Origin of the sequence: Kitasatospora sp. NPDC050463, assembly GCF_040655255.1 — a bacterium.
Classification (GTDB): Bacteria; Actinomycetota; Actinomycetes; order Streptomycetales; family Streptomycetaceae; genus Kitasatospora.
This window is the reverse complement of sequence record NZ_JBFAJO010000016.1, coordinates 1-20,171: the sequence shown is the minus strand read 5'-3', so window position 1 is coordinate 20,171 and position 20,171 is coordinate 1. Positions and strand designations below refer to the sequence as shown.

Below are 20,171 nucleotides of genomic sequence, written 5' to 3'. Positions count from 1 at the left end.
CACTCCCTGGAGGAACGCGTCGGCTGGGGAAGTACTTCGGTCGTTCACCCGATCATCTCAATGGCGCCGGCTCCGCCCACGCCGGGCCGGGCACCGGGGCACGTTTTGCAAAGTCAGTGGCCTTTGCAAAACGCACGGCCTCGGCGAGAGCCGGCGTGCCGGCGTGTTTGCGAGGGCCGGCGTGTTTGCGAAGGCCGGTGCACGGCCAGGGCCGTTACATTGCGAAGGGAGTGCACCCGCCCGCCGATCCCGTGGAGGGACCCATGGCAGCCGAGCCGCGCCGCACCGAGTCGGGCTTCCCCGTCGAGCCGCTGTACGGCCCCGAGGCGCTGGACGGCTGGGATCCCCGCGAGCGCCTGGGCGCGCCCGGGGAGTACCCGTACACCCGGGGCGTCCACCCGTCGATGTACACCGGCCGGCCCTGGACGATGCGCCAGTACGCCGGCTTCGGGACGGCCGCCGAGTCCAACGCCCGCTACCGGCAGCTGATCGCGAACGGCACCACCGGCCTCTCCGTCGCCTTCGACCTGCCCACCCAGATGGGCTACGACTCGGACGCCCGGATCGCGGCCGGCGAGGTCGGCAAGGTCGGTGTGGCGATCGACAGCGTGGAGGACATGGGCGTCCTGTTCGACGGCATCCCGCTGGGCGAGGTCTCCACCTCGATGACCATCAACGCGCCGGCCGGCCTGCTGCTGCTCCTCTACCAACTGGTCGGCGAGGCCCAGGGCGTGCCGGCGGCCCGGCTGATCGGCACCGTGCAGAACGACGTGCTGAAGGAGTACATCGCCCGCGGCACCTACATCTTCCCGCCGAAGCCCTCGCTGCGGCTGGTCGCGGACGTGTTCCGGTACTGCCGGGCCGAGATCCCCCGCTGGAACACCATCTCGATCTCCGGCTACCACATGGCCGAGGCCGGGGCGAACCCCGCGCAGGAGATCGCCTTCACCCTGGCCAACGGCGTCGAGTACGTGCGCACCGCGATCGCGGCGGGCATGGCGGTGGACGACTTCGCGCCGCGGCTCTCCTTCTTCTTCGTGGCCCGCACCACCCTGCTGGAGGAGGTGGCGAAGTTCCGGGCCGCCCGGCGGATCTGGGCCCGCGTGATGCGCGAGGAGTTCGGCGCGCGCGACCCCAGGTCGCAGATGCTGCGCTTCCACACCCAGACCGCCGGGGTGCAGCTCACCGCGCAGCAGCCCGAGGTCAACCTGGTCCGGGTCTCGGTTCAGGCACTGGCGGCGGTGCTCGGCGGCACCCAGTCGCTGCACACCAACAGCTTCGACGAGGCGCTCGCGCTGCCCACCGAGAAGTCCGCCCGGCTGGCGCTGCGCACCCAGCAGGTGCTCGCCCACGAGACCGACATCACCGCCACCGTCGACCCGTTCGCCGGCTCGTACGTGGTCGAGTCGCTGACCGACGGGGTGGAGGCCACCGCCCTGGCACTGATGGACCGGATCGAGGAGCTGGGCGGGGCGGTGGCGGCGATCGAGGCGGGCCACCAGAAGGCCGAGATCGAGCGCACCGCCTACCGCGTCCAGCAGGAGACCGACTCCGGTGAGCGCACGGTGGTCGGCGTCAACCGCTTCCGGCTGGACAGCGAGGAGCGCTACGAGCCGCTGCGGGTGGATCCGGCGATCGAGGCGCGGCAGGCCGAGCGGCTGGCCGCGCTGCGGGCCGGGCGCGACTCCTCGGCGGTGGGTCGCGCACTCGGCGACCTGCGGCGGGCGGCCGAGGGCCGGGACAACGTGCTGTACCCGATGCGGGAGGCGCTGGCCGCCCGGGCCACCGTGGGCGAGGTCTGCGACGCGCTGCGCGAGGTATGGGGGACGCACACGCCCACCGAGCGGTTCTGAGCGGCCCGTCGATCCGCCGCCGGAGCGGCCCCGTGACCGCCGGCCCGGGCGGTCGTTGCACAGGGCACGCACCCCGGGGAAGGCGAGTGAACAAGATGTCATACCCACCTGCTCGGCCACTATGCGCCCATACGGGGACTTCTTTTCCGGAAGTCGGGCCAAAACCCCCCAACAGGCCTACCCTTGTTGAGATGAACCGTCCTGAGTCCGCCCAGTCGGCCATCACGCTCACCGCTGTCCGCTCCGTCGCCGGTCTGCGTGACCGGGTCGCGGCGTTGGAACCGGAGCTGATCGCCTTCCGCCGTGATCTGCACCGCCACCCGGAGCTGGGCCGCCAGGAGTTCCGCACCACCGGCCTGCTGCGCGACCGGCTGACGGCGGCCGGTCTGGCCCCCCGGGTGCTGCCCGGCGGCACCGGGATGATCGTCGACATCGTCCCGGACGCCGCCCCGCGCGGCGCCGAGTTCCTGGCCTTCCGCGCCGACATCGACGCGCTGCCGATCGACGACGCCAAGACGGACGTGCCCTACCGCTCGACCGTCCCCGGCCGGGCCCACGCCTGCGGCCACGACGTGCACACCTCGGTGGTGCTGGGCACCGCCCTGGTGCTGGCCGAGGCGGACGCCGCCGGCGAGTTGCGCCGCCCGGTCCGGCTGGTCTTCCAGCCCGCCGAGGAGCTCATGCCGGGCGGGGCGCTGGACGTGATCAAGGCCGGCGGAATGGACGGCGTGGGCCGGATCTTCGCGGTGCACTGCGACCCGAAGGTGGAGGTCGGCCGGATCGCGCTGCGCACCGGGGCGATCACCTCGGCCTGCGACCGGCTGGTGCTGCACCTGGACGGCCCCGGCGGCCACACCGCCCGCCCGCACCTGACCACCGACCTGGTGACCGCGATCGCCCGGATGGCCGCCGATCTCCCGGCCGCGCTGTCGCGCCGGATGGACCCGCGCTGGGGCGTCAGTCTGGTCTGGGGCCGGATCGCCTCCGGCTCGGCCCCCAACGTCATCCCGCAGCATGCCGAGCTGGAGGGCACCGTCCGCTGCCTGGAGCCGGCGGGCTGGCGCGAGGCGCCGGACCTGCTGCACGAGCTGATCGCCAAGCTGGCCGAGACGTACCGGGCGAAGTGGGAGCTCGAATACCACCGCGGGGTGCCGCCGGTGGTCAACGAGGCGGTCTCGGTGGGCCTGCTGGAGGCCGCCATGACGGCCCGGTTCGGCCAGGACGGCCGTCAGGTGGTGGAGGACACCGAGCAGAGCCTCGGCGGTGAGGACTTCTCCTGGTACCTGGAGCACGCCCCGGGCGCGCTGGCCCGGCTCGGCGTCCGCACCCCCGGCGACACCACCGTCCGTGACCTGCACCAGGGGCGCTTCGACGTGGACGAGCGGGCCATCGGGATCGGTGTGGAGCTGTTCGCGGCGCTGGCACTGGAGGCCGAGGGGGGCCAGTAGGCGACCTGTCCGAGTTGTCGGCTTCGGAGCTTTTATTCGGTTACGTACACTGGGCGGCGTCAGTTCCGACCACCCTCCGCGTTCGGGAAAGGGGCCTCGGGGAGCCGTGAGACCACGGTTTGATAACAACCCGATTGCTCCGGCAGCCTGTGACCCAACCGTGTTCTACGCGCGTTACGGTGGCGTCCGACCACGCTAAACGGGTGCGTGTGAGAAGGAGATACTCCCTTGCGCCGTTCTACTAAGCTCGCTGCGGTTGTGCTCTCGGGTTCCCTGGGCATTGCCTCGCTCGCCGCTTGCGGCGCAAAGAGCAACGACACGAATGCTTCTTCCGGCTCCTCCGACGGTGGCCTGAAGGTCGGCATGGCCTACGACATCGGTGGTCGTGGCGACCAGTCGTTCAACGACTCCGCCGCCCGTGGCCTGGACAAGGCGAAGGCCGACCTGGGTGTCGCCGTCACCGAGGCCGACGCCAAGACCGGTGAGGCCGAGGCCGACAAGGAGACCCGGCTCAAGAACCTGGTCACCGCCGGCTACAGCCCGATCATCGCGGTGGGCTTCGTCTACCAGGGCGCCGTCGAGAAGGTCGCCAAGGAGAACCCGAACACCAAGTTCGCGATCATCGACTCGGCGTCCGACACCCAGCCGAGCAACGTCACCTCGCTGACCTTCTCGGAGCAGGAGGGCTCGTACCTGGCCGGTGTGGCCGCCGCCCTCAAGTCGAAGACCAAGCACGTCGGCTTCATCGGCGGTGTGCAGTCCGAGCTGATCAAGAAGTTCGAGGCCGGTTACCAGGCGGGCGTGAAGTCCATCGATCCGAACATCGTGATCGAGACCACCTACCTGACCACGCCTCCGGACTTCTCCGGCTTCAACTCGCCCGACAAGGGCAAGGAGGCCGCGCAGGGTCAGCTCGACAAGGGCGCGGACGTCATCTACACCGCCGCCGGTTCCTCCGGCAACGGTGCCATCGAGGCCGTCGCCAACAAGCAGGGTGCCTACGCCATCGGCGTCGACTCCGACCAGGCCGCCCAGCCGGCCCTGGCGAAGTACAAGAACAGCATCCTCACCTCGATGGTGAAGAACGTCGACAAGGCCGTCTTCGCCTACATCGAGTCGGCGAAGAAGGGCTCCGTCTTCACCGGTGTGAAGAACTTCGACCTGAAGGCCGACGGTGTCTCGCTCGCCACCACCGGCGGCAAGATCGACGACATCCAGGGCAAGCTCAACGACGCGGCCACCGCGATCAAGAGCGGCGCCACCACCGTCCCGACCGCGCCCACCAAGTAGGGCCGTAGCGGGACGTCGCTGCCGCTGCCGCCTGCCCGGCAGCGCGATGATTGACGCAGCATCAGGGAGGGGCCCGGAAGGGTGCGCTCAGTGCGTACCCCCGGGCCCCGTTCCGTACCCCACCGTTCTTTCTTGGCCCTCCAGCGCAACGACGCGCCTCCAGACCACCAGGAGATCGCCATCACCGCATCCGACCCCGCCCTCAGCAAGGGCGGTACCCCCAGCGCGGGGACGGCGACACCGGCCGTCGAACTGCGCGGTATCACCAAGCGCTTCCCCGGCGTCGTGGCCAACCACGACATCAACCTCACCGTCCGCACCGGCACCGTGCACGCCCTCATGGGCGAGAACGGCGCCGGCAAGTCGACGCTGATGAAGATCCTCTACGGCATGCAGAAGCCGGACGAGGGCACCATCGCGATCAACGGTGAGGGCTGCGAGTTCAACACCCCGGGCGACGCCATCGCCCGTGGCATCGGCATGGTGCACCAGCACTTCATGCTGGCCGACAACCTCACCGTCTGGGAGAACGTCGTCCTCGGCGGCGAGAAGCTCCACGGCATCGGTGCCAAGGCCAAGGCGAAGATCAAGGAGATCTCCGACCAGTACGGTCTGGGCGTGCGCCCGGACGCGCTGGTCGAGGACCTCGGCGTCGCCGACCGCCAGCGGGTCGAGATCCTCAAGGTGCTCTACCGCGGCGCCAAGATCCTGATCCTCGACGAGCCCACCGCGGTGCTGGTCCCGCAGGAGGTCGAGGCGCTCTTCGACAACCTGCGCGAGCTCAAGGCCGAGGGCGTCACCGTCATCTTCATCTCGCACAAGCTGCACGAGGTGCTGTCGGTGGCCGACGCGATCAGCGTCATCCGGCGCGGCACCACGGTCGGCGACGCCGACCCGAAGCACGTCACCGCGCGCCAGCTGGCCGAGCTGATGGTCGGCGCCGAGCTGCCCTCCCCGGAGAGCCGCGAGTCGACCGTCACCACCGCCGAGATGCTCGACGTCCGGGACCTGCGGATCGCCAAGACCGACGCCGAGGGCATCGAGCGCGTGGTGCTCGACGACATCTCGCTGCGCATCCACAAGGGCGAGATCCTCGGCATCGCCGGCGTCGAGGGCAACGGTCAGGCCGAGCTGGTCGAGGCCATCATGGGCATGCTGCCGCTGGACGGCGGCGTCATCACCCTGGACGGCACGGACCTCTCCGGCTCGCTCACCCGCAGCCGCCGCGAGGCCGGCATCGGCTACATCCCCGAGGACCGCCACCGCCACGGCCTGCTGCTGGAGGCCCCGCTCTGGGAGAACCGGATCCTCGGTCACGTCACCGAGAGCCCGAACTCCAAGGGCGTGCTGCTCGACCCGGCCGGCGCCCGCAAGGACACCGAGCGGATCGTCGAGCAGTACGACGTCCGCACCCCCGGGATCGAGGTCACCGCGGCCTCCCTCTCCGGCGGCAACCAGCAGAAGCTGATCATCGGCCGCGAGATGAGCCACGATCCCAAGCTGCTGATCGCCGCTCACCCGACCCGCGGCGTGGACGTCGGCGCGCAGGCGCAGATCTGGGAGCACATCCGGGTCGCCCAGCGGGCCGGCCTCGCCGTGCTGCTGATCTCCGCCGACCTGGACGAGCTGATCGGCCTCTCCGACACCATCCGGGTGATCTACCGCGGCCGTCTGGTGGCCGACGCCGACCCGGCGACCGTCACCGCCGAGGACCTGGGTACCGCGATGACCGGTGCCGCCCGCGGCCACATCGAGTCCGAGCCCGAGGCCGTCGAGGAGTTCCACGCGATCATCGCGGAGGGCACCGAGGCCGAGGCCGCCGGGACCGAGGCCGCCGGGACCGAGGACGCCACCTCGTCCGACACCCCCACCGACACCGCCGACCCGCAGGCGGGGGAGTAGCCACATGACCAGTCCCACCCCCGCCGCCAAGAGCAAGCTGGCGCAGCGGTTCGACATCGAGAAGATCGTGCTCGCCCTCGCAGCTCCGGTGCTCGCCGTGCTGCTCTCCGTCGCGATCTGTTCGGTGCTCCTGGCGACCTCGGGCAAGAACCCGTTCGACGCCTGGAACGTGATGATCACGTACGCCACCAAGTCGGACGGCCAGGTGGCCATCCTCAACCGGTCCACCACGTACTACCTGGCCGCCGCGGCCGCCGCCTTCGGCTTCCGGATGAACCTCTTCAACATCGGTGTCGAGGGCCAGTACAAGGTCGCGGCGCTGTTCGCGGCCTTCGTCGGCAGCCGGCTCGACCTGCCGTCGTTCATCCAGATCCCGCTGCTGCTGATCACCGCCATGCTGGTCGGTGGCCTGTACGCGAGCATCGCCGGTCTGTTGAAGGTCTTCCGCGGCGTCAGCGAGGTCATCTCGACCATCATGCTGAACGCCATCGCGGTCGCCATCGTCGGTCTGCTGCTCGTCCCCGGCATCTTCGCGCCGGAGAAGAGCTCCACCAGCAACTCGATCCAGACCTCCCCGGTCTCGGAGTCCAGCCACTTCTTCGCGATCAACACCGACGGCGGCCCGCTCTACGGCTTCCTCTTCATCGCGATCCTGGTCGGCGTGGCCTTCCAGTTCACCCTGACCCGCACCCGCTTCGGCTTCGACCTGCGCGCCACCGGCCGCTCGGAGACCGCCGCCACCGCGTCCGGTGTGAACGTCAAACGCATGGTCGTCACCTCGATGGTGGTCTCCGGTGCGCTGGCCGGCCTGATCGGCATGCCCGAGCTGCTGCAGAACTCGTACAACTTCGGCCAGAGCTTCCAGGGCGGCCTCGGCTTCCTGGGCATCTCGGTCGCCCTGCTGGGCCGCAACAGCCCGATCGGCATGGCCTTCGCCGCCGTGCTGTTCGCCTTCCTGGACGCCACCGGCTCCCAGCTGCCGCTCCAGGGCGGCTTCCCGTTCGAGATCGTCCCGGTCATGCAGGGCACCATCGTCATCTGCGTCGTCGTCGCCTACGAGCTGGTGCGCCGCTACGGCCTCAAGCGCCAGCAGCAGAAGGTCGGCGCCCAGCTCGCCGCCCAGGCCGCGGCCGCCAACGAGAAGAAGGAGGTGTCCGCATGAGCACGGCCACCGCTGCCCGCGCGAAGGCGCCGGGCGCTCCCGCCAAGAAGCGCAAGTTGTCCTGGCCGGTGGTGCTGCTGCTGATCGCGGGCGCCCTGGTCCTCTTCTCCGCCGTGGGCATGGCCACCGGCAACCACGCGCTGACCTCGTCCGGTCAGGTCACCGCCGCGCTCAGCGCCGCCGTGCCGATCGGCATGGCCGGTCTGGGCGGTCTCTGGTCCGAGCGGGCCGGCGTGGTCAACATCGGCCTCGAAGGCATGATGGTCGCCGGCACCTTCTGCGGTGCCTGGGGCGGATACCTGGTCAGCCCCTGGTTCGGCCTGGTGGCCGGCATGCTCGGTGGTGCGCTCGGCGGTCTGCTGCACGCCGTCATCACGGTGACCTTCGGCGTCGACCACATCGTCTCCGGTGTCGGCGTCAACCTGCTGATCCCCGGCATCTGCGCCTACGTCAACCGGATCTACTACAAGGACTACATCTCCGTCGGTGCCGGGGCGAACCAGTCCCCGCCGGCCGATCCGCTGCCGTACATCACCATCCCGGGCCTGTCCTCCGGACTGAAGGACATCGAGCTCCACCACTGGTTCCTGGTCTCCGACGTCGCGGGTGTGCTCGGCGGCCTGGTCACCAACATCTCGGTGGTCGTGCTGCTGGCCGGTGCGCTGATCGTGGTCAGCTACTTCGCCCTGTGGCGCACGGTGTTCGGTCTGCGTCTGCGGTCCTGCGGTGAGAACCCGACCGCGGCCGAGTCGCTGGGCGTCAACGTCTACAAGTACAAGTACCTCGCGGTCGTCACCTCCGGCGCCTTCGCGGGCCTCGGTGGCGCGTACCTCTCGCTGGTCGCGGCGCACTTCTACAAGGACGGCCAGACCAACGGCCGAGGCTTCATCGGCCTCGCGGCGATGATCTTCGGCAACTGGATGCCGGGCGGCCTGGCCATGGGCGCCGGTCTGTTCGGCTTCACCGACAGCCTCCAGCTGCGTGACCCGGAGTCGGTGCACGTGCTGATCCTGGTGGTCGCCATCGCGATGTTCCTGCTGGCGCTCTGGAACCTGTACCGCCGCAAGCTGACCTCCGCGGCGATCACCTTCGTGGTCTCCGGCGGCCTGTTCGCCTGGTACGCGACCACCGACGAGGTCCAGCGTCCGCTGATCGTGGCGACGCCCTACGTGATCACCCTGGTGGTGCTCGCGCTGGCCTCGCAGCGGCTGCGGCCGCCGAAGGCGGACGGCCAGATCTACCGCAAGGGCCAGGGCAAGTGACGGCCCCGGCGACGGTCGACTGGGAGGCGCTGCGCGCGGCGGCGCGGGAGGCGATGACTCACGCCTACGCCCCGTACAGCCGCTTCAAGGTCGGCGCGGCGGCGCTGGTGGACGACGGGCGGGTGGTCACCGGCTGCAACGTGGAGAACGCCTCGTACGGGCTCGCGCTCTGCGCCGAGTGCGGCCTGGTCTCCGCGCTGTACGCGACCGGTGGCGGCCGGCTGACCGCGTTCACCTGTGTGGACGGGGACGGCGGTCTGCTGATGCCGTGCGGGCGCTGCCGCCAGCTGCTCTACGAGCACGGCGGGCCGGACCTGCTGGTCGAGCTGCCCTCCGGCGTGAAGCCGATGAGCGAGGTCCTCCCCGACGCGTTCGGGCCGGAGCGGCTCTAGTCTTTGTTTCTGTTACGCGCGTAGAGTGTCGCGAGTGGGGCCGCAATCCGGCCAACTCGCGACACTCTTCGCATTTTGAACCCCCTCTTGGAGCAGCCATGGATGCCATCTCCGTCATCAGGACCAAGCGCGACCGCGGAGAGCTGAGCGACGCTCAGATCGACTGGGTCATCGACGCCTACACCCGCGGCGACGTCGCCGACGAGCAGATGTCCGCCCTGGCCATGGCCATCCTGCTGAACGGCATGAAGGCGCGCGAGATCAGCCGCTGGACCGACGCGATGATCCGCTCCGGCGTCCGGATGGACTTCTCCTCGCTCGCGCAGCCCACCAGCGACAAGCACTCCACCGGCGGCGTCGGCGACAAGATCACCCTGCCGCTCGCCCCGCTGGTCGCCGCCTGCGGCGCCTCCGTGCCGCAGCTCTCCGGCCGGGGCCTCGGCCACACCGGCGGCACCCTGGACAAGCTGGAGTCCATCCCCGGCTGGCGCGCCCTGCTCTCCAACGACGAGATGATGAAGGTGCTGCACGACGCCGGCGCCGTCATCTGTGCGGCCGGCGACGGCCTCGCCCCCGCCGACAAGAAGCTGTACGCGCTGCGCGACGTCACCGGCACGGTCGAGGCCATCCCGCTGATCGCCTCCTCGATCATGTCCAAGAAGATCGCCGAGGGCACCGGCGCCCTCGTCCTGGACGTGAAGGTCGGCTCCGGCGCCTTCATGAAGAACCTGGACGACGCCCGCGAGCTGGCCCGCACCATGGTCGGCCTGGGCACCTCGGCCGGCGTCAACACCGTCGCGCTGCTCACCGACATGTCCACCCCGCTCGGCCTCACCGCCGGCAACGCGCTGGAGGTCCGCGAGTCGGTCGAGGTGCTGGCCGGCGGCGGCCCGGCCGACGTCGTCGAGCTGACCCTCGCCCTGGCCCGCGAGATGCTCGCCGCGGCCGGCGTGCACGGCAAGGACCCGGCCGACGCGCTGCGCGACGGCTCCGCGATGGACCACTGGCGCCGCATGATCGCCGCCCAGGGCGGCGACGTCGACGCCCCGCTGCCGGTCGCCCGCGAGCAGCACGTCATCCCGGCCCCGGCCTCCGGCGTGCTCACCACGCTGGACGCGTACGCGGTCGGCGTCTGCGCCTGGCGCCTCGGCGCCGGCCGGGCCCGCAAGGAGGACCCGGTGCAGGCGGGCGCCGGCGTCGAGATGCACGCCAAGCCCGGCGACACCGTGGTGGCCGGCCAGCCCCTGCTGACCCTGCACACCGACACCCCCGAGCGTTACGACTACGCGATCGAGGCCCTGGCCGGCGGCATCGAGGTCGCCCCGGCGGGCACCGCGTTCACCCCGAACCCGATCGTGCTGGACCGCATCGCGTGACCACCGGTCCTGCGCACGTACGGCCGGTCAGGCGTACGTGCGCAGGACGCCGGTGTCGGGCGTCCACGGGCCGACGGTGATCCTGCCGCCGAAGGATCCGGAGCGTGTCGACGACCACCGACCATCGAGGCGCTGATCACCCGGCGGCCCTGAGGAGGATCTTCAGGAACTCCTCCGGGGCCTCGTGGATCAGGTCGTGGCCGACCGGGAGGGTGTGCACCGTCCACGCCGGGTCGTCGCGCAGGCGGTCGAAGGTCTCCAGCAGCGGGCTGTCCTCGAAACGCTCGGCGTGGATGTAGACGCGGCGGGTGACGGCCTCGGCCGCGCCGGTGAGGGTGATCGGCTGGAAGAGGCTGGCCGCCGGGTGGACGGTGGCGCGCGGGTCGAGCGCGGGGTTGGAGCCGACCACGGTGATGCCGTCGCCCGCGGCGGCGCCGGCCAGGTAGCGCTGCTTCCAGACCTCGTTGACGATCCGGTAGGCGGACTCGCCGTCGCGGGGCACGAAGGCGTCCGCGTACACCAGCGCCCCGACCCGTTCCGGCATCCGGTCGGCGACCCCGGAGAGGACCATCCCGCCGTAGCTGTGCCCGACCAGCACCACGTCGGTGAGCCGCTCCGCCTCCAGCAGTCCGACCACGTCCTGGACGTGGGTGTCCAGGTTGACCGCCGCGTGGTTCAGGTGCCCGCGCTCGGAGACCCCGGTCAGCGTCACCGGGTACACCTCGTGCCCGGCGGCGCGGAGCCCGTCGGTGAGCGGCCGGTACCACCAGGCGCCGTGCAGCATGCCGGGGACGAGAACGTAGGTGGCCATGGCGTCTTCCTCTGGTCGAACGGGGTGGGACGTGAGGAAACTACGGCGGATACCTGACAGCCTGCGTCAGGTATCCGCGCGAGCGCCGTACCGGCTGAGTGCGGCGGGGGAGGATGCGCCGCTCCTTCGCCCGGTTGGAGCGTTTCGACCCGTCCTACGTGTCGGCTGAGTCCCACTCGGTACCGGCGAGGGCGAGCTCGAGCCCGGGCGCGGGCGTCGTCACGGGCGGTGGAAGATCTCGTGCGTGCCGATCCGGCGCCAGACGATGTGCGGCTCGCCGTCCTGTACGGGTGTCCCGTAGCTGAACGTCGCCCGGCCGTCCGGAGCCCAGGTGAGCTCCCAGACATCCGGATGGCCCTGCATCTTCTTCACGCGCAGCCCCCGTCGGAAGCCCTGGCCGGCCCGGAGGTCGGCGACGAACTGGGCGACCGCGACGAGGAAGGCCGTCTTCTGAACAGCGGTGAGGTTCTTCCAGTCGCGCAGGAAGTGGGCCAGTGACTCATGCGTCGGCACGGCGCTTGATCTCCCCCAGGTCCAGCCCGGCCTCGTCGGCGAGGGACTTCAGGAACTCCTCGCCGTCCTCGAAGACCTCGCCGCGCTCGCCCTGGGCAAGCGCCTCGTCGACCTCCTGCTCCCTGGCCTGCCAGCCGGGGCTCCAGAACCAGGCCTGGTCGTCCGGAATGACGGAGGCGGGCGTCAGCACGATCCGGCCGTCCTCCACGGCGACGACCAGCTGGTCGCCCTCCTGGAGATCCAGCTGCTCCCTTATCTCCTGCGGAATGGTGACCACGCCCTTCTTCCGCACGGGCGTGGACACCAGGTGGGGGCGGCGACGGCGCTGGAGGTCTGCCATGCGGAAAGTCTACCGGGCGGAAAGTCCGCCCGGCAGGCCGTGGCCGGACCGGCGGCCGGCGATCGCCCGGCGGGTGGCGTAGAGGGTGACGCCGGCGGCGAGGGCCATGGCGGTGAGGCCGACGGAGGCCGCGCCGGGCCAGCCGGTGGAGTGGTAGGCGTCGGCGCCGATCGTGCCGCCGAGGCTGTTGCCCAGGTAGTAGGCGATCAGGTAGAGCGCGGAGGCCTGGGCGCGGCCCTCGGTGGCGGTGCGGCCGACGGCCGAGGACGCGGTGGCGTGGCCGGCGAAGAAGCCCGCGGTGATCAGGACCAGGCCGAGCAGGGCGCAGAGCAGCGAGTCGGCGAGCGACAGCAGCAGCCCCGCGGTGGTCACCCCGATCGCCGCGTACAGCGCGCCGCGCCGGCCGAGGCGGCCGGAGAGGCGCCCGGCGGCGGCCGAGGTGCCGGTGCCGACCAGGTAGACCACGAAGATCGAGGCGGCCACCGACTCGGGCAGGTGGAACGGCGCGGCGAGCAGGCGGTAGCCGACGCTGTTGTAGACGGCGCCGAACACGGCCATGAACAGCAGCCCGAGTGCGTACAGCCGGACCAGCAGCGGGTTGCCCAGGTGGCGGCCGACGGTACGGGCCAGGGCGCGGGCGTCCACCGGGGTGGGGGTGAAGTGGCGGGCGGCCGGGATCAGCAGCCGGAAGGCGAGGGCGGCCAGCAGGGCGAGGGCGGCGGAGGCGGCCAGGCCCCAGCGCCAGCCGAAGCCGGCGGCCGTCCAGCCGGAGATCAGTCGACCGCCCATGCCGCCGATGCTGTTGCCGGCCACGTACAGGCCCATCGCGGAGGCCAGTGCGCTGGGGTGGACCTCCTCGGCGAGGTACGCCATCGCGGTGGCGGGCAGTCCGGCGAGTGCGGCGCCCTGGAGGACGCGCAGCACGACCAGGGTGGTGAGGTCCGGGGCGAACGGCAGGACCAGCGCGAGCGCGGAGGCGGCGAGCACGGAGGCCGTCATCACCGCGGTGCGCCCGTAGCGGTCGGACAGCGCGCTGGCCGGGAGCAGGGCGAGGGCCAGGCCGAGGGTGGCGGCGGAGGCCGTCCAGCTGGCCTGGCCGGGGGTGAGGTCGAGGTCGGCCGAGAGGACCGGCAGCAGGCCCTGGGTGGAGTAGAGGAGGACGAACGTCGCGATGCCGGCGGCGAACAGGGCCAGGTTGGCGCGGCGGAAGCCGCGTTGTCCGGGGCGGTGGCGGGCGTCGGCGGTGGCGAGCGGGGACGGCTGGGTGAGGGCATCCGGCAGGGTCGCGGATGCCCCGGTACTGGCGGGCTGCATGACGTCGACGTTAGGGGCCGCCGCGCTGATGCGTCCAATGCATGATTGCCGGACAATCGATACGTCAGGGTATGAGCCGAGGTCGAAGCGGTGAGGGTGGCACGGGAGTGGTGGACAGCACGGAGGACCTCGATCGTCCGCATCGGCCGGCCGAGTTGGGGCCGGACTTGCCGGCCGTCCAACTGGCACCGCGGCTGGCGCAGTTCGCGGCGGTCGCCCGGCTGGAGCACATGACGCAGGCGGCCGCGCTGCTGGGCGTGCCGCAGCCGACGCTGTCCCGGGCGGTGGCCCGGCTGGAGGCGGAGCTGGGGGTGGACCTGCTGGCCCGTCAGGGCCGGACCGTCCGGCTGACCAGGGCCGGCCGGCTGCTGCTCGCCTCGGTGGAGCGGGCGCTGGCGGAGGTCGAGCGCGGCGCGGAGGCGGCCCGCGCGGAGGCGGACCCGGCGGCCGGCCGGGTGGTCTTCGGATTCCTCCACACCATGGGGACGGACGCGGTGCCGGCGCTGCTGCGGGGGTTCCGGGCGGCGCACCCGCAGGTGCGGTTCCAGCTGGTGCAGGACTACGTCGGCGCGATGCTGGAGCGGCTGCTGGCCGGTGAACTGGACCTCTGCCTGGTCTCGCCGGTGCCGGACGACCCGGCGGTGGTGGCGCGCCCGCTGGACGAGCAGCGGCTGCACCTGGTGGTGCCGGCCGACCACCGGCTGGCCGGGCGGCGCCGGATCCGGCTGGCCGAGGTGGCCCGGGAGCCGTTCGTCGGGCTGGAGCGCGGGTACGGGCTGCGCGCGATCACCGACGGCTTCTGTGCGGAGGCCGGCTTCGTGCCGCGGATCGCCTTCGAGGGGGAGGACGCGGAGACCTTGCGCGGCCTGGTCGCGGCCGGGCTGGGCGTGGCGTTGCTGCCGCCCGCGCTGGTGCCCCGGCCGGGGGTGGTCGAGCTGGAGGTGACGGCGCCGCGCACCCGGCGGGCGATCGGTCTGGCCTGGGCGGCGGGCCGGCCGCCGACTCCGCCGGTGGCGGCGTTCCGGGACTTCGTGCTGGCGCGCCGGGGGCGGCTGTTGCAGCACGACTGACCCGCGCGAGCGCCGTCCGTGGCGCGCCACTCGGCCCTTCGGAGGAATTCCCGGTGCACATTGGCCGAACCGGCCGCGCGGGTGTGGCCTGTCTACGCGCGTAGGAGCTACACTCCCGCAATGGAGAACCAGATCCCTGTCACCACCGCGGGCACCGGCCCCCGGATCCCCACCCCCGACCAGATCGCCCGCGCCCCGAAGGTGCTCCTGCACGACCACCTCGACGGCGGGCTGCGGCCCGAGACCATCGTCGAGCTGGCCGCCGCGGTCGGCTACGAGGGCCTGCCCACCACGGACCCGAAGGAACTCGGCGAGTGGTTCCGCGAGGCCGCCGACTCCGGCTCGCTGGTCCGCTACCTGGAGACCTTCGCGCACACCTGCGCCGTGATGCAGACCCGCGAGGCCCTGATCAAGGTCGCCGCGGACTGCGCCGAGGACCTGGCCGCCGACGGCGTCGTGTACGCCGAGGTCCGCTACGCCCCGGAGCAGCACCTGGAGGCCGGCCTCACCCTCGACGAGGTCGTCGAGGCCGTCAACGAGGGCTTCCGCCTCGGCGAGGCGAACGCCCGCGCGGCCGGTCACCGCATCCGCGTCGGCACCCTGATCACCGCCATGCGGCACGCGGCCCGCTCCTCCGAGATCGCCGAGCTGGCCAACCGCCACCGCGACCGCGGCGTGGTCGGCTTCGACATCGCCGGCGCCGAGGCGGGGTACCCCCCCACCCGCCACCAGGCCGCCTTCGACTACCTCAAGGGCGAGAACAACCACTTCACCATCCACGCGGGCGAGGCCTTCGGCCTGCCGTCGATCTGGGAGGCCCTGCAGTGCTGTGGCGCCGACCGGCTCGGCCACGGCGTGCGGATCGTCGACGACATCACGGTGAACGAGGACGGCAGCGTCGAGCTCGGCCGGCTGGCCGCGTACGTGCGCGACAAGCGCGTCCCGCTGGAGATGTGCCCGACCTCCAACCTCCAGACGGCGGCGGCCACTTCGTACGCCGAGCACCCGATCGGGCTGCTCAGCCGGCTGAAGTTCCGGGTGACGGTGAACACCGACAACCGGCTGATGAGCGGCACCAGCATGAGCCGCGAGTTCGGGCACCTGGTGGAGGCGTTCGGCTACACGCTGGGCGACATGGAGTGGTTCACCGTGAACGCGATGAAGTCGGCGTTCCTGCCGTTCGACGAGCGACTGGCGATGATCAACGACGTGATCAAGCCGGGCTACGCCGAGCTCAAGGCGGAGTGGCTGTTCAGCGCCGGCTCCTGAGGCGGTGTGGACGGTCGGATGAACGCCCTTGTCACCCCTGGGGGTTGGCGTTCATCTGACTACCCACTCTTGTGGGTTAACGGCTTTTGATCCTCATGCGATCCGATCACTACGGTGTGGCAGTCAACGCCGACCGGCGGAGGTGGCGGAACCCGCTGCCCTGCCGTGAATGTCGGCCACCGACGAGGATCCAAGGGGACGAACATGAAGCAGGCCACTCTCAAGGCCGCCGGCACCGCCGCGCTCGGCATCGCCATCGCGGCGATCGGCGCCGGCAGTGCGTCCGCCGACCCGGTCGCAGCCGGTGGCCTCGGCCTTCCCACCGGCGCGGTGACCAACCCCGCCGTGACCGGCGCGGTCACCGACACCGCGAGCAAGCTGCCCGGCGGTGACAAGGTCGCCGGCACCCTCGGCACCCTGGCCCCGAGCGCCGGCCAGGCCGTGGCCCCGGCGGCGGACGCCGCCCCCCGCGCCGGTGTGCCGAGCGTTCCCGGCCTGGGCAGCACCCCGCTCGGCGGCCTGACCGGCGCCCTCCCGCTGCCCGGCCTCGGCGGCTGACGCTCCCCGCCACGGCCGACGGGCCGTCCGCACCCCCGGTGACCCCGGGGGTGCGGACGGCCCGTTTCGGCGTTCGGGGGCCGTCCGAACCGGCCATCCATGCGCGGCTGTTCACGGCTCGGGTCCACGACTCAGGGCTCGCCGTTCAGGGCTCACCGTGCGGCGCTCGGGGCTCACGGCTCCTGCGGGAGCAGCAGCCAGAGCGCCAGGTAGATCAGGAACTGCGGGCCGGGGAGCAGGCAGGAGGCGAGGAAGATGATCCGGACGGTCCACGGGGTCAGGCCGAAGCGCTCGGCGATCCCGGCGCAGACGCCGGCGATGACGCGGTTGTGGCGGGGGCGGGCGAGGCGGCTCATGGCGGTCTCCGTGTTCCTGTGGCCCGGGCCGGGCTCTCCGGTGGGCGTACTTCCATGCTCCGCCGCCTGCGCCCCAGAATCCTCAGCCTCGACGGCGATCCCGACCCCGGCCTTTCTCGTTGGTGAGGAGGACCCGACCTCGGGGTTTCCCTCGGGGGCGTCCCGGAGGTTCGCCTGCGCAGGAGTGGGAAGTCGGGCCGGCCGACGTTCCGTGCGGCGCGGATCGGGTCGGTCCGGCCGGTCCGGTCGTGCAGGCGCAGGCGCAGGCGCAGGCGCCGGGCAGGCGCGGGGCCGGCGACAGCGCAGGGCGACTTCACGGTCCGGAGTTGACGGCCGGTCATGATCGAGGCACCATCATTCCACTAGTTAACTAGTGGAATGAGGGACCCCATCGTCGAATACCTCATCGACCGTCGCGGCGGGCTGTCGCCGTACCTGCAGATCATCGAGCAGACGAAGCGGGCGCTCCGGCTCGGAGTGCTCCAGCCCGGCGACCAACTCCCCACCGCCCGCGCGGTGGTGGAGGCGACGGCGATCAACCCGAATACCGTGCTCAAGGCCTACCGGGAGCTCGAACGCGAGGGCCTGGTCGAGAGCCGAAGAGGCGTCGGAACCTTCGTCCGGAAGTCCCTGGCGAAGCCACAGACCGTCGAGGACTCGGCGCTCCACACCGACCTGACCGCGTGGCTCACCCGCGCCCGGGAGGCCGGCCTGGAACGCGAGGACGTCGTCGCACTCGTCGACACCGCCCTCGACCGCGCCTACCCCGTCAGCACCGAGGCCCCAGAGGAGTCCGGGTGAACCACCCCGCAGTGCAGCACCGACCGACCGAGGACGCCCCCGCCCTGGAGGCCGTCGGGCTCGGCCTGAAGTACCGCCGGCGCTGGGCCCTGCGCGACTGCGAACTCCGGCTCCCGGCCGGCCGCGTCTGCGCGCTCGTCGGCCCGAACGGCGCCGGCAAGAGCACGCTGATGGCGCTCGCCGCCGGACTGCTCACACCCACCGAGGGCGCCGTCACGGTCTTCGGAAGCGGACCGCAGGAGGCCGACGCCCTCCGGCGCACGGCCTACCTGCGGCAGGACAAGCCGCTCTACCCGCGGTTCACCGTCGCGGAGACCCTGCGGGCCGGCCGGGAACTCAACCCGGGCTGGGACCAGGAGATCGCGGAGCGGATCGTGCGGCTGGGCGACCTCCCGCAGGACGCCAGGGTGGGCACGCTCACCGCCGGCCAGCGCACCCGCGTCGCCCTCGCGCTCGTCCTGGGCAAGCGTCCCGACCTGCTGCTGCTGGACGAGCCGCTCGCCGACGTCGACCCGGTGGCCCGCCAGGAGCTCACCGGCATCCTGATGGCCGAGGCGGCGGAGCACGGCACCACCATCCTCATCTCCTCCCACGTCCTCGCGGAGCTGGACGGGGTCTGCGACCACGTCACCGTGCTGCGGGACGGGCGGATCCGGCTCACCGGCGACGTCGAGGACCTGCTGGACGACCACCGCCTGGTGGTCGGCGCCGTCGGCGCCACCGAGGCCGGTGAGGCCTCGCCGGCCTCGCTGGCGCACCACGAGATCGTCGAGCTGCGGCGCACCGGCCGCCAGGCGACGGCACTGCTCAAGCCCTCGGGCGAGATCGATCCGGGCTGGGACGTCAGCCGGCCCAATCTGGAGGACATTCTGATGGCGTACCTACGTACCCCCGCCCCGCAGGACCGGCCGTCGGCCGGGATCGGCGCGCAGACCGCCGGCCGTGAGCAGGTGGCGGCCCGATGAGCGTCGCGGAGGTGAACCAGCCGTCCGCCCGGTCGGGTTCGCGGCCGCCGAAGCGGCGCGTCGTGCGCGGCGCCGTCTGGCTGGGCCTGCGTCAGGAACGGACGCCGCTCCTTGCCGCCGGTGCCGTCCTCGTGCTGCTCTGCGGCTGGATGCTCATCCTGGGCAGGCAGCTCCAGGGCTTCGTGGAAGCCGAGCACATCCAGGGCTGCAACGTCGTCTACTTCCCCCCGGAGTGCGAGGTGCTGAGCCGGCAGGCGATCGCCCTGGACGACCGGTGGGGCGTCGCCGTCCTGGTCACCGGCTGGCTGCTGGCGGTCCTGCCGGTCGCCTTCGGCGTCTTCTTCGCCGCGCCCCTGCTGGCGCGCGAGTTCGAGACCGGGACGTACGCCCTGGCCTGGACGCAGTCCGTGTCGCGGCAGCGGTGGCTGGCCGCCCGCCTGGGGGCGCCGCTGCTCCTCACCCTGCTGGGGGCGTCCGTTCTCGCGGCCGTCTCCACCTGGTGGACCGGGGTGGTCGAGGGGCGCTTCGCGGTGCCCGGCTACTACCACTGGTTCACCTGGATGAGCCGCACCACTTCGGGACCGTCGATGGTCGGATTCTGCCTGCTCTCCGTCGCACTGGGAGCGGCGGTCGGGCTGGTGGTCCGCCGGGTCGTGGCCTCGATCGTCGTCACGGCCGTCCTCACCCTCGCCGTGCGGTTCGCGGTGGACGCCGGGCGGTACCTGTTCGCGCCGGCCCGCGAGGCGTTCGCCGGCATCAGGATGGCGGGGCCCGCTCAGGCCGACCAGCTGCGGATGGCCATCAGCGGGCACCTGCCGACGAGCACGCCGCTCGAATCGGATGTGGTGGGGAACGGCCTGGTCACCAGCGACGGTCTGCGGCTCCCGTTGGACAGCGACTGGATGGGGGTGCTGCCGGACGGGTCGGGTCAGTGTCCGACGCCCGAGTGCCTGGCCCACCACGACACCGTCGTGCAGGCCTACGCCACGTACCACCCGCCGGCCGATGAGTGGGTGATGCACTGGACCCAGACCGGGCTGAGCCTGGCGGTCACCGTCCTACTGGTCGGGTTCTGCGCACTGTGGGTCCGTCGCATGCGCTGAGTGCTCGCCCACGGGTGGGCGCCGGGAACGCCGACGGGGCGGCGTGGGCCGACGTGGTGTCGGAGTCACGCCGCCCCGGGGGCGGGAGGGGGTGCGGGTGGTGGCCCGCGTGGTCACGGCGGTTATTTCGGGTCGCGGTTGAAGGTGGAGGTCGACCAGAAGTAGCCGAGTACCGCGAGGCCCAGGCACCAGGCCACGGCCAGCCAGCCGTTGTGGCCGATCTCGGTGCCGAGGAGGAGGCCGCGCAGGGTCTCGATGGCGGGGGTGAAGGGTTGGTACTCGGCGATCGGCTGGAACCAGCCGGGCATGGAGTGGACCGGTACGAAGGCGCTGGAGATGAGCGGCAGGAAGATCAGCGGCATCGCGTTGTTGCTGGCGGCTTCGGC

At 71.7% G+C, this 20,171-nt stretch carries 20 protein-coding genes; 14 read left to right on the top strand and 6 right to left on the bottom strand.

What is annotated here, in order from left to right; all coding sequences use genetic code 11:
* Positions 1 to 263: 263 nt before the first annotated feature.
* The 8 genes from AB0J08_RS12690 (at position 264) to AB0J08_RS12655 (ending at position 10,685) form a co-directional block, all read left to right on the top strand.
* The gene (locus tag AB0J08_RS12690) at positions 264 to 1,853 is read left to right on the top strand and encodes a methylmalonyl-CoA mutase family protein (protein WP_360631406.1); all 1,590 of its coding nucleotides are present in this window, start codon (positions 264 to 266) and stop codon (positions 1,851 to 1,853) included.
* Between the two features lie 191 nt (positions 1,854 to 2,044).
* Positions 2,045 to 3,301 (top strand): amidohydrolase, encoded by a 1,257-nt coding sequence (locus AB0J08_RS12685; protein ID WP_360631403.1) that lies wholly within the window; start codon positions 2,045 to 2,047, stop codon positions 3,299 to 3,301.
* A 228-nt stretch (positions 3,302 to 3,529) separates the two neighbouring features.
* Positions 3,530 to 4,591, top strand: a complete 1,062-nt coding sequence (locus AB0J08_RS12680) for a BMP family ABC transporter substrate-binding protein (protein WP_360631400.1) — start codon at positions 3,530 to 3,532, stop codon at positions 4,589 to 4,591.
* Between the two features lie 252 nt (positions 4,592 to 4,843).
* Entirely contained in the window at positions 4,844 to 6,493 is a 1,650-nt protein-coding gene (locus tag AB0J08_RS12675; RefSeq protein ID WP_360631647.1) for an ABC transporter ATP-binding protein, read from the top strand.
* Positions 6,494 to 6,497: 4 nt separating this feature from the next.
* The gene (locus AB0J08_RS12670; protein ID WP_360631397.1) at positions 6,498 to 7,655 is read left to right on the top strand and encodes an ABC transporter permease; all 1,158 of its coding nucleotides are present in this window, start codon (positions 6,498 to 6,500) and stop codon (positions 7,653 to 7,655) included.
* Complete coding sequence (locus AB0J08_RS12665; protein ID WP_360631394.1) at positions 7,652 to 8,917, top strand: ABC transporter permease; 1,266 nt, start codon at positions 7,652 to 7,654, stop codon at positions 8,915 to 8,917. The genes AB0J08_RS12670 and AB0J08_RS12665 overlap by 4 nt, the downstream gene beginning before the upstream one ends.
* Complete coding sequence (locus AB0J08_RS12660; RefSeq protein WP_360631391.1) at positions 8,914 to 9,309, top strand: cytidine deaminase; 396 nt, start codon at positions 8,914 to 8,916, stop codon at positions 9,307 to 9,309. Before AB0J08_RS12665 ends, AB0J08_RS12660 begins: the two co-directional genes overlap by 4 nt.
* A 98-nt stretch (positions 9,310 to 9,407) precedes the next feature.
* Positions 9,408 to 10,685 carry a thymidine phosphorylase gene (locus tag AB0J08_RS12655; RefSeq protein WP_360631388.1) on the top strand — a complete coding sequence of 426 codons (1,278 nt, stop codon included), beginning with the start codon at positions 9,408 to 9,410 and terminating at the stop codon, positions 10,683 to 10,685.
* A gap of 136 nt (positions 10,686 to 10,821) precedes the next feature.
* On the opposite strand, the gene AB0J08_RS12650 is transcribed toward AB0J08_RS12655, so the two are convergent.
* From AB0J08_RS12650 to AB0J08_RS12635, 4 genes are all read right to left on the bottom strand, one after another.
* Positions 10,822 to 11,496 (bottom strand): alpha/beta hydrolase, encoded by a 675-nt coding sequence (locus AB0J08_RS12650; RefSeq protein ID WP_360631385.1) that lies wholly within the window; start codon positions 11,494 to 11,496, stop codon positions 10,822 to 10,824.
* A gap of 219 nt (positions 11,497 to 11,715) precedes the next feature.
* Positions 11,716 to 12,009: a hypothetical protein gene (locus AB0J08_RS12645; RefSeq protein WP_360631382.1), complete on the bottom strand. Its 294-nt coding sequence runs from the start codon at positions 12,007 to 12,009 to the stop codon at positions 11,716 to 11,718.
* Positions 11,996 to 12,349, bottom strand: a complete 354-nt coding sequence (locus AB0J08_RS12640) for an AbrB/MazE/SpoVT family DNA-binding domain-containing protein (RefSeq protein ID WP_360631379.1) — start codon at positions 12,347 to 12,349, stop codon at positions 11,996 to 11,998. The genes AB0J08_RS12645 and AB0J08_RS12640 overlap by 14 nt, the downstream gene beginning before the upstream one ends.
* Positions 12,350 to 12,358: 9 nt before the next feature.
* Entirely contained in the window at positions 12,359 to 13,663 is a 1,305-nt protein-coding gene (locus tag AB0J08_RS12635; RefSeq protein ID WP_360631376.1) for an MFS transporter, read from the bottom strand.
* A 155-nt stretch (positions 13,664 to 13,818) separates the two neighbouring features.
* Here AB0J08_RS12635 and AB0J08_RS12630 point away from each other — a divergent pair, with 155 nt between their 5' ends.
* The 3 genes from AB0J08_RS12630 (at position 13,819) to AB0J08_RS12620 (ending at position 16,560) form a co-directional block, all read left to right on the top strand.
* Entirely contained in the window at positions 13,819 to 14,733 is a 915-nt protein-coding gene (locus AB0J08_RS12630) for a LysR family transcriptional regulator (RefSeq protein ID WP_360631644.1), read from the top strand.
* A gap of 120 nt (positions 14,734 to 14,853) precedes the next feature.
* A complete protein-coding gene (locus AB0J08_RS12625; protein WP_360631373.1) occupies positions 14,854 to 16,002 on the top strand; it encodes an adenosine deaminase in 1,149 nt (382 codons plus the stop codon).
* 204 nt (positions 16,003 to 16,206) lie between these two features.
* On the top strand, positions 16,207 to 16,560 hold the full coding sequence (locus tag AB0J08_RS12620; protein WP_360631370.1) for an ATP-binding protein: 354 nt from the start codon (positions 16,207 to 16,209) through the stop codon (positions 16,558 to 16,560).
* Between the two features lie 173 nt (positions 16,561 to 16,733).
* Here the strand turns inward: AB0J08_RS12620 and AB0J08_RS12615 are convergent, their stop codons facing one another.
* Positions 16,734 to 16,916 carry a PspC domain-containing protein gene (locus tag AB0J08_RS12615; RefSeq protein ID WP_329488007.1) on the bottom strand — a complete coding sequence of 61 codons (183 nt, stop codon included), beginning with the start codon at positions 16,914 to 16,916 and terminating at the stop codon, positions 16,734 to 16,736.
* 378 nt (positions 16,917 to 17,294) lie between these two features.
* Here AB0J08_RS12615 and AB0J08_RS12610 point away from each other — a divergent pair, with 378 nt between their 5' ends.
* The 3 genes from AB0J08_RS12610 to AB0J08_RS12600 are packed head-to-tail and all read left to right on the top strand — an operon-like array spanning position 17,295 to position 19,785.
* Positions 17,295 to 17,717: a GntR family transcriptional regulator gene (locus AB0J08_RS12610; RefSeq protein ID WP_360631367.1), complete on the top strand. Its 423-nt coding sequence runs from the start codon at positions 17,295 to 17,297 to the stop codon at positions 17,715 to 17,717.
* A complete protein-coding gene (locus AB0J08_RS12605; RefSeq protein WP_360631364.1) occupies positions 17,714 to 18,682 on the top strand; it encodes an ABC transporter ATP-binding protein in 969 nt (322 codons plus the stop codon). Before AB0J08_RS12610 ends, AB0J08_RS12605 begins: the two co-directional genes overlap by 4 nt.
* Positions 18,679 to 19,785, top strand: coding sequence for a hypothetical protein (locus tag AB0J08_RS12600; RefSeq protein WP_360631361.1), 1,107 nt, complete (start codon positions 18,679 to 18,681; stop codon positions 19,783 to 19,785). The genes AB0J08_RS12605 and AB0J08_RS12600 overlap by 4 nt, the downstream gene beginning before the upstream one ends.
* Positions 19,786 to 19,907: 122 nt before the next feature.
* On the opposite strand, the gene AB0J08_RS12595 is transcribed toward AB0J08_RS12600, so the two are convergent.
* Positions 19,908 to 20,171, bottom strand: a 264-nt coding sequence (locus tag AB0J08_RS12595) for an ABC transporter permease (RefSeq protein ID WP_360631358.1), incomplete at its 5' end; no start/stop codon positions are given.

Excerpts from the sequence above, each read along its gene's own strand:
- AB0J08_RS12610 (WP_360631367.1), top strand. The coding sequence starts at position 17,295 with ATGAGGGACCCCATCGTCGAATACCTCATCGACCGTCGCGGCGGGCTG.
- AB0J08_RS12685 (WP_360631403.1), top strand. The coding sequence starts at position 2,045 with ATGAACCGTCCTGAGTCCGCCCAGTCGGCCATCACGCTCACCGCTGTC.
- AB0J08_RS12615 (WP_329488007.1), bottom strand. The coding sequence starts at position 16,916 with ATGAGCCGCCTCGCCCGCCCCCGCCACAACCGCGTCATCGCCGGCGTC.
- AB0J08_RS12670 (WP_360631397.1), top strand. The coding sequence starts at position 6,498 with ATGACCAGTCCCACCCCCGCCGCCAAGAGCAAGCTGGCGCAGCGGTTC.
- AB0J08_RS12690 (WP_360631406.1), top strand. The coding sequence starts at position 264 with ATGGCAGCCGAGCCGCGCCGCACCGAGTCGGGCTTCCCCGTCGAGCCG.
- AB0J08_RS12625 (WP_360631373.1), top strand. The coding sequence starts at position 14,854 with ATGGAGAACCAGATCCCTGTCACCACCGCGGGCACCGGCCCCCGGATC.
- AB0J08_RS12600 (WP_360631361.1), top strand. The coding sequence starts at position 18,679 with ATGAGCGTCGCGGAGGTGAACCAGCCGTCCGCCCGGTCGGGTTCGCGG.
- AB0J08_RS12640 (WP_360631379.1), bottom strand. The coding sequence starts at position 12,349 with ATGGCAGACCTCCAGCGCCGTCGCCGCCCCCACCTGGTGTCCACGCCC.
- AB0J08_RS12665 (WP_360631394.1), top strand. The coding sequence starts at position 7,652 with ATGAGCACGGCCACCGCTGCCCGCGCGAAGGCGCCGGGCGCTCCCGCC.
- AB0J08_RS12650 (WP_360631385.1), bottom strand. The coding sequence starts at position 11,496 with ATGGCCACCTACGTTCTCGTCCCCGGCATGCTGCACGGCGCCTGGTGG.
- AB0J08_RS12620 (WP_360631370.1), top strand. The coding sequence starts at position 16,207 with ATGAAGCAGGCCACTCTCAAGGCCGCCGGCACCGCCGCGCTCGGCATC.
- AB0J08_RS12635 (WP_360631376.1), bottom strand. The coding sequence starts at position 13,663 with ATGCAGCCCGCCAGTACCGGGGCATCCGCGACCCTGCCGGATGCCCTC.
- AB0J08_RS12655 (WP_360631388.1), top strand. The coding sequence starts at position 9,408 with ATGGATGCCATCTCCGTCATCAGGACCAAGCGCGACCGCGGAGAGCTG.